Annotated in this window: 12 protein-coding genes; 6 read left to right on the top strand and 6 right to left on the bottom strand. The window is 71.9% G+C overall.

Going from position 1 to position 13,143, the window contains the following annotated elements:
* Nucleotides 1-264 precede the first annotated feature (264 nt).
* The gene (locus ACK1X7_RS28880) at nt 265-1,641 is read right to left on the bottom strand and encodes a M64 family metallopeptidase (protein ID WP_385148127.1); all 1,377 of its coding nucleotides are present in this window, start codon (nt 1,639-1,641) and stop codon (nt 265-267) included.
* Nucleotides 1,642-1,792: 151 nt separating this feature from the next.
* Nucleotides 1,793-3,151, bottom strand: a complete 1,359-nt coding sequence (locus ACK1X7_RS28875; RefSeq protein ID WP_390793092.1) for an alpha/beta fold hydrolase — start codon at nt 3,149-3,151, stop codon at nt 1,793-1,795.
* A 109-nt stretch (nt 3,152-3,260) separates the two neighbouring features.
* Between ACK1X7_RS28875 and ACK1X7_RS28870 the strand changes: the two genes are divergently transcribed.
* Both ACK1X7_RS28870 and ACK1X7_RS28865 read left to right on the top strand, forming a co-directional pair.
* Complete coding sequence (locus tag ACK1X7_RS28870) at nt 3,261-4,679, top strand: helix-turn-helix domain-containing protein (protein WP_385148136.1); 1,419 nt, start codon at nt 3,261-3,263, stop codon at nt 4,677-4,679.
* A gap of 487 nt (nt 4,680-5,166) precedes the next feature.
* The gene (locus ACK1X7_RS28865) at nt 5,167-5,835 is read left to right on the top strand and encodes a response regulator (protein WP_216346752.1); all 669 of its coding nucleotides are present in this window, start codon (nt 5,167-5,169) and stop codon (nt 5,833-5,835) included.
* Here the strand turns inward: ACK1X7_RS28865 and ACK1X7_RS28860 are convergent.
* Nucleotides 5,801-6,028, bottom strand: coding sequence for a hypothetical protein (locus ACK1X7_RS28860; protein WP_413115816.1), 228 nt, complete (start codon nt 6,026-6,028; stop codon nt 5,801-5,803). The two genes, ACK1X7_RS28865 and ACK1X7_RS28860, sit on opposite strands and share 35 nt — an antisense overlap.
* On the opposite strand from ACK1X7_RS28860, the gene ACK1X7_RS28855 reads away from it, so the two are divergent.
* Nucleotides 6,006-7,223 carry a sensor histidine kinase gene (locus ACK1X7_RS28855; protein ID WP_385148118.1) on the top strand — a complete coding sequence of 406 codons (1,218 nt, stop codon included), beginning with the start codon at nt 6,006-6,008 and terminating at the stop codon, nt 7,221-7,223. The two genes, ACK1X7_RS28860 and ACK1X7_RS28855, sit on opposite strands and share 23 nt — an antisense overlap.
* Before the next feature lie 86 nt (nt 7,224-7,309).
* Here ACK1X7_RS28855 and ACK1X7_RS28850 read toward each other — a convergent pair whose 3' ends face one another.
* Nucleotides 7,310-7,687 carry an STAS domain-containing protein gene (locus ACK1X7_RS28850; protein WP_385148133.1) on the bottom strand — a complete coding sequence of 126 codons (378 nt, stop codon included), beginning with the start codon at nt 7,685-7,687 and terminating at the stop codon, nt 7,310-7,312.
* 311 nt (nt 7,688-7,998) lie between these two features.
* Here ACK1X7_RS28850 and ACK1X7_RS28845 point away from each other — a divergent pair, with 311 nt between their 5' ends.
* Nucleotides 7,999-8,583, top strand: a complete 585-nt coding sequence (locus ACK1X7_RS28845; protein ID WP_413115815.1) for a sigma-70 family RNA polymerase sigma factor — start codon at nt 7,999-8,001, stop codon at nt 8,581-8,583.
* A complete protein-coding gene (locus ACK1X7_RS28840; RefSeq protein WP_385148112.1) occupies nt 8,580-10,232 on the top strand; it encodes a zf-HC2 domain-containing protein in 1,653 nt (550 codons plus the stop codon). Before ACK1X7_RS28845 ends, ACK1X7_RS28840 begins: the two co-directional genes overlap by 4 nt.
* Nucleotides 10,233-10,305: 73 nt before the next feature.
* Here the strand turns inward: ACK1X7_RS28840 and purU are convergent, their stop codons facing one another.
* Nucleotides 10,306-11,175 carry a formyltetrahydrofolate deformylase gene (purU, locus tag ACK1X7_RS28835; protein ID WP_385148109.1) on the bottom strand — a complete coding sequence of 290 codons (870 nt, stop codon included), beginning with the start codon at nt 11,173-11,175 and terminating at the stop codon, nt 10,306-10,308.
* A 32-nt stretch (nt 11,176-11,207) separates the two neighbouring features.
* Nucleotides 11,208-11,654: an SCO4402 family protein gene (locus ACK1X7_RS28830; RefSeq protein ID WP_059143611.1), complete on the bottom strand. Its 447-nt coding sequence runs from the start codon at nt 11,652-11,654 to the stop codon at nt 11,208-11,210.
* A gap of 171 nt (nt 11,655-11,825) precedes the next feature.
* Between ACK1X7_RS28830 and ACK1X7_RS28825 the strand changes: the two genes are divergently transcribed.
* Nucleotides 11,826-13,136, top strand: a complete 1,311-nt coding sequence (locus ACK1X7_RS28825) for an ABC transporter substrate-binding protein (RefSeq protein ID WP_385148106.1) — start codon at nt 11,826-11,828, stop codon at nt 13,134-13,136.
* Nucleotides 13,137-13,143 lie beyond the last annotated feature (7 nt).

Genomic DNA, 13,143 nt, shown 5'->3' with positions numbered 1-13,143 from the left:
CTGGGGTAAGCCGATGGGCTCCGCAACGCATCCGGCCCCTTGGGTCTTCCGGCGAGTGAGCCGAAGGGGCGCGTCGCTGTCGAAAGGGAGAGCGCGCGCAGGGAGCGAGGGACGAGCGACCGAGCACGGTCGACCGTCGACGGGGGGCACCTCCCAGCGGTAGCTGGGGGAGACTGAGGCGCCCCGGAGGCGAACCGAGCCCTTAAAAAAGGGGCCGCCCCGCGGCGGGGGTCCACGGGGCGGCCAGTCAGGGGTGTGGAAGGGTCAGTTGGTGACCTTCCAGGTGCGGGAGTCGGTCAGCAGCTTGCGCAGTGCCGGGTCCTTCACCGCTTTCGTGCCGTCCGTCGCCTTCGCGGTGACGGTGTGGGTCGCTCCGTCGCTCGGGACGCCCAGCGTGGCCGGGGTGACGCTCGTCTTACCGTTCGCGGCGCCGACCTCGACCCCGTCCACGTACCACTTCAGGGACGCGCTCTTGGGGACGCTCACCTTGATGCCCGCCGACCGCTTGAGGGCCGTGGTGGTGGCCGTACGGCTGCTGAGCACGCTGGCGTGGCTGTTGAAGCCCGCGATCATCGCCTCGCGGCCGGGGGCGCTGAACTCCCGCCCCAGGGTGCGCATGATCGAGTTGTCGGTGGGCCGGTTGATGCCCTTGGGGTAGTAGCGGCCGCCCTCGTAGGCGCCGACCGTGCCGCCGTCGGGCGAGGTCTGGCCGATCCAGCGGTACCACTTCTTCTGCTGGGCGGTCATCTGGGCGGCGGTCAGCTTCGTGGCGTTGCCCTCGTCGGGCTCGGCGCCGGTGTAGGTGCCGTACTCCGGGTAGAAGTACTCGTCGGCCAGCTTGCCGAGCGAGTGGCCGGTCTCGTGGACCGCGATCTGGTCGGAGTCGGGGTGGTCGGAGGAGGCGGTGGCGATGCCGTCATAGCCGACCTGCGAGGTGAGGGTGTAGCCCGCGCCGCCGTACTTGGTGGAGTTGCCCAGGACGACCACGAGGTCGGCCTCGGGCGCCTTGGCCGCGTACGACTCGACCTTGGCGGTGTCGACGCACAGCAGCCGCTCGATGTCGTCGCACCAGAAGTACGAGCCGAGGGCGGTGTCCTTGACGACGTCCCTGGACGGGTCGCCGGAGACGCCGGACTGGTTGGAGACGGCGTCGACGGTCCAGACGTTGAAGAGGCCCTTGTACGAGGCGTACGGCTCGACGGCGGACATCTGGTCCCACTTGGAGCGCGCGTCGGCCTGGAAGTCGGCCTGCTGGCCCGAGGTGTAGCCGTCGCCGATGAAGACGACGTCCAGCTTGTCGGCCGTGGTGCCGTTGTCGACGAGCGAGGCGACCTTGCCGTCGGCGGCGGTCTCCTTGGCGGACAGCGAGCGGGCGGCGCGGTTCAGCCGCTCGGGGGTGGCCGCCGGGACCTCGGTGTGGCGGGGGTGGGCGCCCGGGCCGGTGAAGTACTCCACGTCCAGGTTGCGCTGCGACGAGGCGGCGCCGACCGGACCGGAGGAACGGGACGAGTCGGCCGCTCCCTGCGAGGCGGTGGCAGGCGCGGTCATGGCTGCGGCCGCCGCCAGGACGATGCCTCCGGCGGCGGCCGCGGTGCGCAGGGAGATGCGGCTGCGTATGCGGCTCCGTATGCGTCTGCGCACGGTGACTCCCGAAGTCTTCGCGATAAGCGCCCAGTTAAGCAGGATTAATTCGCCGCTCAACCTAAGGGGTCCGAGGGTCGTGGGCAATGGTAATTAGGGAAGTGGCTAGGAAACCGGGCACCGCACAACCAAGTGGGGCCGTCTCCCCTCGTCATCCCCTCTCGTCACGCGCCAGCCGCAGCAGCCGGTCCAGCACCCGGCGGCCTCCGGCCCGGATCCCGTCGTGCTCGAACTCGTCCGTCACCCAGGTGCGCACGCCCCGGATCGTCCGGGCGGTGGCCAGGGAGTGCGCCGTGTCCACGTACAGGTCGTCGTGGTAGATCACGGCGGCCACCGGCACGGTGTTACGGGCCAGCCGCTCGGTGTCGTACAGCGGGCCCCAGCCGGTGCGCTCGGCGAGCAGTTCGGCGGTGCGGCGCAGCGGGCGCAGCGCAGCGTGGGTGTCCAGCATCCAGGGGTGCACCGTCTCGCCCGTAAGGAGCACCGGACCGTCCTCGGTGACCGCCTTACCGGCGTCGAAGGCGGGGAATTCGGCGCGGATCCGCTCCGCGGACCAGTCCGTGGCCCGGCCGTCCTGGGCGTAGATGGACTCCAGCAGAAGGCTGAAGAGGGGGGTGGCGGCCCGGGAGAGCACCGCCGCCACCTGCTCGCGGAAGGCGTCGGCCAGTCGCGGCCCGTCGGCGGTGGGGACGAACGCGTCCTCCAGGAGGTAGTGCAGCCGGTGCGATCCGTCGCCGGTGCCGAGCAGGAAGCCGAGCTGCTGGAGGGCGGGGACGGTGAGCCGGGTCCCGTCCGTCAGGACCTCCTCGTGGTCGGTCAGATGCCGCACGAGGTCACGGACGATGGTGGCGTCGCGCGGATAGCGGGCGTAGTGGGCGAGGATCTTGCGTTCCATCCGCGGGTAGGCGGCCCGGTAGACGGCGTCCACGTCGGTGTCGGGGTCGATCGCGGGCAGTCCGCCGGCTATCAGGACCGCGTCGAGCCCCTCGGGCGCGTGGGACAGATAGCTCACGGCGCAGAAGCCGCCGAAGCTCTGGCCGAGGACGGTCCACGGGCGGTCCCCGATGAGCCGGCGCCGGATCAGCTCGCAGTCGCGGACGATCGCGTCGGCGCGGAAATGGGAGAGGTACTCGGCCTGTTCCGCGGGGCCGCCGCGCAGCGGCAGGGTCTGCCGGTTGGCCGGGGTGGAGCGGCCGGTTCCGCGCTGGTCGAGGAGGAGCACGCGGTATTCGTCGAGCGCGCGGTCCAGCCAGCCGTAACGGCCCACCGGACGGTCCGCGCCGCAGCCGGGGCCGCCCTGGAGGTAGACCAACCAGGGGAGCCGGTCGCGCTCGGCAGCAGTTTTCTCCGCGGCGACGACCTCTCGTGCGTAAAGCCGGATCAGCTCGCCCTCGGGAGCCTTATGGTCGAGCGGTACGTCGAAGTGATAGTCGGCGAGGAGCAGTTCCGGCTGACGGACGGTCGTCACGGCGCCCGGCCCGGCCGGTACCGCTGTGCTTGCCTGCTGCATCCTTCAATCCTCACGTTAAATGAACTTAGCCCGGCGCTTAAGCTACCGCCGGGGAGAAGAGGGCACGGTGGCCGACAGAAGCGCCGGTGACGGGCGGACGGCGGGAACGGTGACGGGGGCGGCCGCGGGGGCGGAGTCGACCACCGAGATAGGGCGCCGGGTGCTCAGACTCCGTACCGAACGCGGCTTCACCCAGCGGCAGCTCGCCGAACCCGCCTACACCGCCGCCTATGTCTCCACCCTCGAGGCCGGGAAGGTGCGCCCCTCCGAGGCCGCGCTGCGTCATCTCGCGGACCGCCTCGGCGTCAGCTACGAGGAGCTGACCACCGGCCGCTCACCCCGGGACGCCACCCGGCTGCGCGCCGCCGTCACCGACGCCCGGCGGGCCCTGGCCACCGGCGCCGCCGAGGACGCCGCCGAGCTCTTCGAGCAGGTGCGGGACGAGGCGGAGCGGCTCGGGTTCGCCGAGGAGCGGGGAGCGGCCCTGCTGGGGCTCGGCGACTGCGCGCTGGAGACCGGTGACCTCACCGTCGCCCGCGACCACTTCGAGGCCGTGGAGCGGCTGCTCGCCGGGGAACCGCTGCCCCGCCGGATCCCCGCGATCCGCGGCCGGGCCGTGGCCCATCTCCTCGCGGGCGAACTGCGCTACTCCTGCTATCTGCTGGAGAGCGCCATCGACGAGCTGAACGCCTCCGGGCTGCACGATCCGTACGCACTGCTGCTGCTCTATACGGCGGCCATCGCGCCCTATATGGACATGGGGGCGCACGCCCGTGCCGTACGCGCCGCCGAGTTGGCGCTCGCGCTGGCCCCCAGCGTGGACGACCCGGGGCTCATCGCCCGGATGCACCGCGGGGTGGCCCGCACCCTGATCGCCGAGGGGCGCACCGCCGAGGCCGACGCCTCCCTGGCCAAGGCGCAGGAGCTGTACGAGCAGCTCCGCATCCACACCGACCTGGCGCACTGCCACTGGATGCGCGGCTATGTGCACGCCCAGGACGGCAATCTGGAGCGCGCCGAGCGCGAACTGCGCACCGCCCGGGACATGCTGGCCTCCAAGCGGGCCGCGCTGTTCACCGTGCAGGTCGAGGTCGAGCTGGCGGACGTGCTGCGCCGACGCGGCCGTACGGCCGACGCGGAAGCCCTATTGCTGCCGCTGCTGGCCCGTACCCCCGCCGAGGGAGCCGCGGACGCCCCCGGAGAGCCGGAGGCCGCGGCGGACGAGGTCGGGCTGACCGCGGACCGCGGCGCGGTCCACGCGGGCGGCGCCCACCGGCTGCTGGGTCTGATCGCGGACGAACGGGGCGACGTCGAGGCCGCGGAGGAGCACTACTGCGCGGCGCTGTCCCTGCTCGAACGCACCGGCGCCGCCGGTGACCTGGCCGATCTGTGCCGGCTGCTGGGCGACCTGCTGCGCCGGGAGGGCCGCCTGGAGGCCGCGATGGACGCCTACCGCACCGGGCTCGGCCACCGCGCCGCGCCCGGCACCACCACCCTGGGCCCGGCCCCCGCCGAGCCCCCCATGTGAGGCGTCCATCGGCCCCTCCCCGCCCCCGCCGACCGCCCACCCGGCCCCTCCCCGTACCTTCTCGGGGGGCCGGGCGGCGCCTGGGCAACCGGTCGGACGACCGGCGCCCGGGTCACCGGTGAGGCGCCTGGTCGGGGCGCACCACACAGCGGGCGGTCGGAGAAACGAGTCAGGCCGCCGCGTGTGGGGGTCGCGGCGGCCTGACCGCGGCAACACTCCGCCTGCCGTTTCCGCCGACCGCGCATCGGGAGGCACTCCGGCGCGTCACGGGGCTGGGGTTTCGGGACGACCCCACGGGGTGATGCGGCTTGAGATCCACTCTGCCTGGTCGCGGCCGCCGGGGAAATCCACCATTGGGCGTCCGTCACCCCCGCCGATCGGCGGGGGTGTTCCCGCCCACTGACGGAGCCAACCACTCCATATTCGCTCGCCGATGAGGCAGGCTGTCCGGGCAATGGGCATGACAGACGAGGTGAGGGAGCGGCCGGTGATTCGTGTTGCTGTTGTGGACGACGAAGCGCTCGTACGATCCGGTCTGCGACTGATCCTGGGCACCGCCCCGGACATCGACGTGGTGGCCGAATGTTCCGGAGCCTCCGCGGTGGCCACGGTGCTGGGCAGCAAGGCCGATGTGGTCCTCCTCGACATCCGGATGCCGGATGCCGACGGGCTCACCGTGCTCAGACAGTTGCGGGCCGCGCCCCGCTCCCCCGCCGTCGCCATGCTGACGACCTTCGACGTCCAGGAGTACCTCGCGGCCGCGCTGCGCGCCGGAGCCGCGGGCTTCCTCCTCAAGGACACCGATCCGGAACAGCTCGTACGGGCCGTACGCACCCTTGCCGAGGGCGGCAGCGTCCTCGACCCGGCCGTCACCCGCGCCGTGATCGGCGGCTTCCTCGCCGCCGAGGCGGAGACGACGGCCGCCGAGGCCGTCGAGGCGCTCACCCCGCGCGAACGCGAGGTGCTGGCGCTGCTCGGCGAGGGGCTGGCCAACCCCCAGATCGCCGAGCGGATGGGGCTGGCGCCCAGCACCGTCAAGGACCATGTGCGGGCGGTGCTCGGCAAACTGGGCGGGCTCAACCGGGTCCAGGCCGCGATCGTCGCCGACCGCGCCGGGCTCGTCACGAGCCGGCCGCCGATAGGCGGCGCCCGATGACCGTCTCCCCGCTGCCGCCACGCAGTTCGTCCCCGGGCACACCGGGCGCCTCCCCGGCCTCGTCGGCCGCACCTGCCCCCGCCGCCCCTTCTGCCTCCCCGACCTCCTCCCTCTCGTCCGTCTCCTCGTCGCCGTCCGTCTCCGGCCGGTGGCGGCCGCCGCGCCGGGTCATGCGCTGGGGGTCGCTGATCATCCCCGTCCTCCTCGCGGTGGCCGACGCGCTGCTCGTCAACGGCGTCACCTTCGGGCTGGAGCTCAACGTCTCGCTGGCGGCGGCGGCCGCGCTGCTGGTGCGCCGGCGGCTGCCCGCGCTGGTCTTCCTGATCACGCTGCCGGGGATCCTCATCGGCTACGTCTGGTTCGCGCCGATGATCGCCCTCTACACGGTGGCCAGGCTCCGCCCCGACCGCCGGCTGCTGGGGATCTCCGCGCTGCTGCTGGCCGCCGCGCACTTCATCCCCTGGCCGGTCTCCGACTTCGAGCCGACCGCGTACCGCGAGAACACCCTCACGCTCATCGACGCGTGCGTGACCTCGGTGGGGCCCATCGCGCTGGGCCTCCTGGTGCGTACGCGCGGTGAACTCGCCGCCCGGATAGAGGATCTGACCCGCAGCCGCCGCCACGCGGACGAGCTGATCGCCGAGCAGGTGCTGTCCACCGAACGCGCCCGGCTCGCCCGCGAGATGCACGACGTGGTCGCCCATCAGGTCAGCCTCATCAGCCTCCAGGCCGGGGCGGTGCAGATCAGCGCGGAGGACGCGAAGGCGCGGGAGGGCGCGCGGACGATCCGCGAGCTGTCCGTACGGACCCTGGACGAACTCCGCCATATGGTCGGCATCCTGCGCGCGGCGGGCGGCGACCACGAGGAGCTGACCCCTCAGCCCCGGCTGGCGGATCTGCCCCGGCTGATCGAACTCAGCGCGCTGAACGTCAGCTTCGAGACGGACGGCGCGGCACGGCGCCCGGGCCATCCGGAGGCGGTGGAACGGGCCGCGTTCCGCATCGTCCAGGAGGCGCTGACCAACGTCCGCAAGCATGCGCCGGGGGCGCGGGTGACGGTACGGGTGAACGAAGCGGAGGCGGCGAGGCAGGAGGCGGCCAAAGGCCCGGCTCAAGAGGCTGAAGACGCGGCTCAAGAGGCCCAAGAGGCTCAAGAGGCGGCTGAGAAAGCCGAGGAGACAGGGGGCCTGCGGGTCGAGGTGCGCAACGGCCCGCCCGACGCCTCCGCCGTGGCCCCGGGGCTGCCGGGCGGCGGTCACGGCCTGGTCGGGCTGAGGGAGCGCGCACAACTACTGGGCGGCACGCTGGAGGCAGGGCCCACGGAGGAGGGCGGCTTCGTCGTACGGGCCGACTTCCCCAAGACCCCGCAGGTCACGGGAACGGCATGAGCGGGCCACGAACAGCCCTGGGACGGGGAGGCGGGAGAGCACCCCTGGGCGGACGAGCGCGCCTGGACGGACAGACGCGAACGCCCCTAGGCGGACAGCGGGTCGGCCGTCTCCTCGTCGTCCTCGTCCAGCTCCGTGGCCGCCCCCAGGTCGGGGTAGACGTCGAACAGCCGCCGCACCCCCAGGGCCGCCAGCACCCGATGCACATGCGAACCGTGCGCGGCGTCCTGCGGCGGCAGGATCAGCCGCAGCCGACCCGAGCACGACCGCATCAGCCGCCGCGCGGCGATCAGTACGCCGACCCCGCTGGAGTCGCAGAAGCGGACCTCCGAGAGGTCCAGAACCAGCCAGTGGCGGCCCTCGGCGACCGCGTCGTGGATGTGCTGCCGGACTGCGGGCGAGGTCACCAGGTCCATCTCTCCCGAGACCTGGAGAACGACCCACTCCCCCCGCCGGTCCTCCATCACCTTCAACGTCACGCGCCCGAAGCCCTTCGCTCGCCCCTAACCGGAATTTGCTGTTCACGGGCGGCTGCCCGCCCGTCGGCGCATGAAACTCCCCCAGGCATACGCCTTGAGGGACGACCCTATGCCGCGCCGAAGCGTTTCGTCTCCCCGATGCTGCGCAAAGCGACCGCGCCAATACCATGCGCGGCCCGTTTCTCGCGCACTTTGCCTGATGGACGCGTGTTGTGTGAGCAACCGGCATTACATTCGATATGAACGTGGGCATAGTGCCTGGAGGGCCGGCCGGACGACTCGGGAATGGGGGCCGCATGACGAATGACGCACCGCCCCGCTGGGACCGCAGGATGCAGCAGCGTCTGGCGCGCGGCGAAGCGGCCGCCCTCGCCGAGCTTTATGGCCGATTCGCGTCACTTGTCCATAATCTGGCGCATCGGGTCCTCGAGGACGAGACGGCCGCCGACCGCGTCACCCGGGAAGTCTTCGGCTACGTCTGGGAGAACCCCGACGCGTACGACCCCCAGCAGGGCTCGCTGCGCGCCTGGATCGCCATGCTCACCCAGCGCCAGGCGGTGCACCGGCTGCGCGAGTCGCAGACCACGCCGGCCGATGCCGACGGGGGCACGCTCACGGCCGAGGCCCTGGAGGAGCGGATCCGCGAGGTGTCCGTGGCCGCCCGTGCCGACTACATCGTCACCTCCATGCCCGCCCCACTGCGCGCCGCCCTGGAGCTGGCCTACTTCGACCGCCGCGACTACCGCGAGGCCGCGGCCGCCCTCGGGGTGACCGAGGACGAGGCCAGGCGCCGCCTCCGGCTCGGTCTCCAGTTGCTCTCCACGGCCCATGTCCAGCCGCCTCGCGCGGTCTCGCCTCCCGGCTACGGACGGGCGCTGTGACCGGGTGCGGCGGGCCGGACCCGTACGACGACGCCTACGGCGAGAGCTCCGGCCCCGGGGACGGGGACGGGAGAGACGGGCCCGGACGGGGCAGCGACCCGGGTCTGCCGTCCCACCCCGCCGGGCCACCCCGCATACCGCCACCGCGGTCGGCCGCCGAGGACAGCGGCCACTGGCCGGGCGCCCTGGACGGCGGAATCCCCGCCCCGCGCCCGCCCACCGCGGACGAGACACCGGCGGAACGGACACCGGGGCCCGCCCCGGAACCCGCCGCGAACCCCGAGCCGGAGCCCACGCCTGGCCGTGAACAGGAGCCCGTCCTGGGCAGTGAATCGGAGTCCGGCCTGGGCCCCGACCCGGAACCGACACCGGACCCAGACCCGGAGCCGGCCGTAAGTCGTGACCCGGAACCGGACCCAGACCCGGAGCCGCCCGCCTCCGCGCCCCTGCCCGCGCCCGCACCACCGGCACCGCGACCGCCCGCGCCCGCGCCACCGGCCACGCCACTTGCCGCGCCCACGCCCTCCGCGGCGCATCCGCTCTCGCACGATCTGCTGCGGTCACTGCTCGGCGCCTGGGCGCTGACCGCGTGCTCGCCGGAGGAGACCGCCGCCGTCGAGGCGCATCTCAACCACTGCCCCTCCTGCGCCGAGGAGGCGCTGCGGCTGCGCGATGCCGTCGAGCTGCTGCACACCGAGCACAGCCTGGACCTCGATCCGATGCTCCGCTCCCGCGTTCTCGCGGGCTGTCTGGGCCGCCGCCCGGCCCGGATACCCATGCCCGGCTGGGCCGGTGCGTACGACGCCGAGGCCGCCCGGCTGGACGCGCTGCTGCGCGACATGGGCGAGGCCGAGTGGCGTGCGCCGGTGCGGCTGAAGTGGTTCGACGGGCGGCGGCTCACCGGCCGGGACACCACCGTCGCCGGGGTGATCGGCCATCTGATGGTCGTGGACGGCATCATCGCCGCCTCCCTCGGCCTCCCCGACCCGCTCGGGGCCGACGCCCCCCGCTCGCCCCAGGCCCGTACGGAGGCGTACTGGCACCACGAGCCCGGCGCCTCGTACGGGGCCGGTCCGCCCGGGGCGGTACGGGAGTCGTGGCGCGAGCAGGGCCATGCCCTGGTCCGTACGGTGTCCTTCGCCGGGCGCGGGGTCGCCGAACTCGACGTGCCGTACGGGGACTTCGCGCTGCCGATCCGCGACGCGTTCCTCGACCGCGCCCTGGAGTGCTGGGTGCACGCCGGGGACATCGCCGAGGCCATCGACTACCCCTATGAGCCACCGGCCTCCGCCCACCTCAGAGCCATGATCGACCTGTGTGCCCGGCTGCTTCCGGGGACGCTGGCCGAGCGCCGCCGGGCCGGGCTCGCGGCCCCGCCCCGCCGGCTGGTCGAGGCGGGCACCCCGGGCCGTACGCTCCATCTCCAGGTCGAAGGCACGGGCGGCGGCGACTGGTACATCGCGCTGGACTCCCCGGCGGCGGTGGCCTCACCGGAGGAGGCGGTGGCGACGATCGCCCTGGACCAGGAGGCGTTCTACCTGCTGGCGTCGGGGCATGTGCCGCCGCAGGAGGCGGCCGCGGGGCTGTCCGGGGACACCGAGGCGATCCGGGACGTCCTCTTCGCCGCCGCGTCCCTCTCGCGCCTCTGAGCCGTACTGTCCCTGGCCTCGTACTGCTCTGAGTCGTACTGCCCTGAGTCGTACTGTCTCCGAGTCGGCCGAATCAGCCGAAGACGACCGTACGGCGGCCGTTGAGCAGCACCCGGCGCTCGCTGTGCCACTTCACGGCGCGGGCCAGCGCCTGGCACTCCACATCGCGGCCGACCGCCACCAGTTGGTCCGGGGTCAGCTCATGGCCGACGCGCTCGACCTCCTGCTCGATGATCGGCCCCTCGTCCAGATCGGCGGTCACATAGTGGGCCGTCGCCCCGATCAGCTTGACCCCGCGCGCATGCGCCTGGTGGTACGGCTTGGCGCCCTTGAAGCTCGGCAGGAAGCTGTGGTGGATGTTGATGATCCGGCCCGACAGCTCCTTGCACAGGTCGTCGGAGAGCACCTGCATATAGCGGGCCAGCACCACCAGCTCGACATGCTCCGTGCGCACCAGCTCCAGCAGCCGGGCCTCGGCCTCCTGCTTGGTGTCCTTCGTCACGGGCATGTGGTGGAACGGGATCCCGTAGGAGCCGACCAGCTCCTCGAAGTCCGTGTGGTTGGAGACCACGGCGGCGATCTCGACCGGCAGCGCGCCGATCCGGGACCGGAAGAGAAGATCGTTCAGGCAGTGCCCGAACTTGCTGACCATGAGCAGAATGCGCATCTTGCGATCGGCGGGATGGATCTCCCAGTCCATCTGGAAGGACTCGCCGACCGCCGCGAAGCTGGCCCGCAGATCCTCCACCTTCACCGGCGAGACGGCGCGGAAGGCCACCCGCATGAAGAAGAGCCCGGTGTCGCGGTCCCCGAACTGCTGGCTGTCCTCGATATTGCAGCCGGTCATGAACAGATAGCTCGACACGGCGTGCACAATGCCCTGCTTGTCAGGGCATGACAGCGTGAGGATGTACTGATCGGGGACGGAATGCGGCTCGCTCATGACTCCATAGCGTCCCACACCCACGACGTGGTTCAGACCGCTTGTGTCATGATCGCCAGCACTTCGAGGGTGCGCGGCGGCACATCCGGGTCCTCGCCGTCGTTGGTGGCCAGCCGCACATGGGCCTCGCGGGCCGCCCGCACGGCCTCCGGCCAGCCATGGTGCTCGAGGTAGGCCGAGACGAGGGCGTCCGCGCCCACCTGGTGCATGATCCTCAGCACCCGCAGCACGGCGACATCGACCAGCGCCGCCTCCTGCGAGTCACGGAAGATCGTGCCGACGTACTTCTCGGCCGACCAGTTGTCCAGCCAGGTGTCCTCGACGAGCCGGTAGACGGCGTCCGTCACATCCCCGTACCCGGCCTGGCCGGCCAGCCAGCACTCCTGCTGAAAGACGGGATCCGAGAGCATATGCAGCGCCGAGCGCACATTGGTGCGCCAGCGCCACCAGGGCATGTCGTTGACAGGCATGCCTCCCATGGTGGTCGAGCGACGGGCGCGACGGGAAGACTTCTCCGAACCTTGCACAATCACCGATCGTACGTTCTTCACACATAGCAACGGATCGGCCCCCGGAGTTCACCTCCATGACACCGTTCCTTGTCTTGTCATAGCTGCGCCGTTCCTCGCGACGGGACAGGCTCGCGTGTCATGACCGGTCGGCGACGCCCTTCCTCCCGCCTCTTCCGAGCCGCTGCCGCGGCACTGTGCACGGCGGTCGGCGCGTCGCTGCTGACCGGCTGCGGCGGGGTGCTGTCGAACAAGAACGACGGCGACCCCATCACCGTCATGACATGGGCTCCCGAGGGCACCAAAGCGACCAATATGCCGGGAATGCCCGCGATGGCGAAGGCATTTGCCCGCTGGGTCAACGACTCCGGCGGCATCCACGGCCGCAAGCTCAAGGTCGTCACCTGCAACGAGCGCAACGACGCCGTCCAGGCCGCCCGCTGCGCCCAGCAGGCCCAGGACGAGAAGGCCGTCGCCGTCGTCGGCTCGTACAGCCAGTACGGCCGGGCCTTCATCTCCCCGCTGGAGGTCGCCGGCATCCCCTACATAGGCGGCTACGGGGTGACGCAGGAGGAGTTCGACAGCCCGTACTCGTATCCGGTCAACGGCGGCCAGGCCGCCCTGCTGGTGGGCAACGGCCGCCAGTTGGCGTCCCGCTGCGAGCGCACCGCGCTCGTGCGCCCCGACACCATCGCGGGCGACGAGCTCCCCCAGCTTCTCAACACCGGCCTCCGGGCGGGCCGGCGCGACGCCGCCCATGACGTCCGTGCCTCCGAGGACGCGGGCGACTACAGCGACCAGGCCACCACCGCCCTGGAGAGCGTCGGCGCCGACACCTCGCTCGGCGGCGCCGCCCAGGGCGCGTCCCTGGACAGCTCCTGCGTCACCGCGGCGCTCGGCAACCGCACCGGCACCTTCTTCGACTCCTTCCGCCGGGTGCAGGAGAACCATCCGAAGGTGCGGATCGCCTCCATCCTCGGCGGTGTCCGGCAGTCCCTCATAGACTCCACCGGCGGCAGCTCCAGCCCCCTGGAGGGCACCTACGCCACCGGCTGGTACCCGACCGGGGACGACGCGCGCTGGAACCCCATGAAGAAGGTCATCAACAAGTACGCCTTCGACGACAACCGCATCGACCCCGACGACCCCGGTACGCAGACCACCTGGATCGGCTACACGGTGCTGCGCTCGGTCCTGATGTCCCTGCACTCCGACGACATCAGCGCCCGCACCGTGCGCAACGAGCTGGACAACGGCCACGCGGTCAACACCGGCGGGCTGACGCCGACGCTGCGCTGGGGCTACGACGACACGCTGCATGTGCCCAACTACTCGCGGATCGTCAACGCGGACGTCACCTACCAGGTGGTGCGCGACGGGCGGCTGGTGGCGGTGCGCAAGGGATTCGTCAACGTGTCCAAGATCCTGGAGCAGTACCACCCGGCCGACTGAGCCCCCG

Source organism: Streptomyces sp. CY-1, assembly GCF_047218265.1.
GTDB lineage: Bacteria > Actinomycetota > Actinomycetes > Streptomycetales > Streptomycetaceae > Streptomyces > Streptomyces niphimycinicus.
The sequence above is the reverse complement of the archived record's forward strand: the minus strand, read 5'-3'. Positions and strand labels throughout refer to the sequence as shown.

What these genes read in the sequence shown, in the direction of transcription:
- ACK1X7_RS28860 (WP_413115816.1), bottom strand. Translation starts at nt 6,028, where the DNA reads ATGATCAGCGACCCCCAGCGCATGACCCGGCGCGGCGGCCGCCACCGG.
- ACK1X7_RS28830 (WP_059143611.1), bottom strand. Translation starts at nt 11,654, where the DNA reads ATGGGAGGCATGCCTGTCAACGACATGCCCTGGTGGCGCTGGCGCACC.
- ACK1X7_RS28850 (WP_385148133.1), bottom strand. Translation starts at nt 7,687, where the DNA reads ATGGAGGACCGGCGGGGGGAGTGGGTCGTTCTCCAGGTCTCGGGAGAG.
- ACK1X7_RS28875 (WP_390793092.1), bottom strand. Translation starts at nt 3,151, where the DNA reads ATGCAGCAGGCAAGCACAGCGGTACCGGCCGGGCCGGGCGCCGTGACG.
- purU (WP_385148109.1), bottom strand. Translation starts at nt 11,175, where the DNA reads ATGAGCGAGCCGCATTCCGTCCCCGATCAGTACATCCTCACGCTGTCA.
- ACK1X7_RS28855 (WP_385148118.1), top strand. Translation starts at nt 6,006, where the DNA reads ATGCGCTGGGGGTCGCTGATCATCCCCGTCCTCCTCGCGGTGGCCGAC.
- ACK1X7_RS28825 (WP_385148106.1), top strand. Translation starts at nt 11,826, where the DNA reads ATGACCGGTCGGCGACGCCCTTCCTCCCGCCTCTTCCGAGCCGCTGCC.
- ACK1X7_RS28845 (WP_413115815.1), top strand. Translation starts at nt 7,999, where the DNA reads ATGACGAATGACGCACCGCCCCGCTGGGACCGCAGGATGCAGCAGCGT.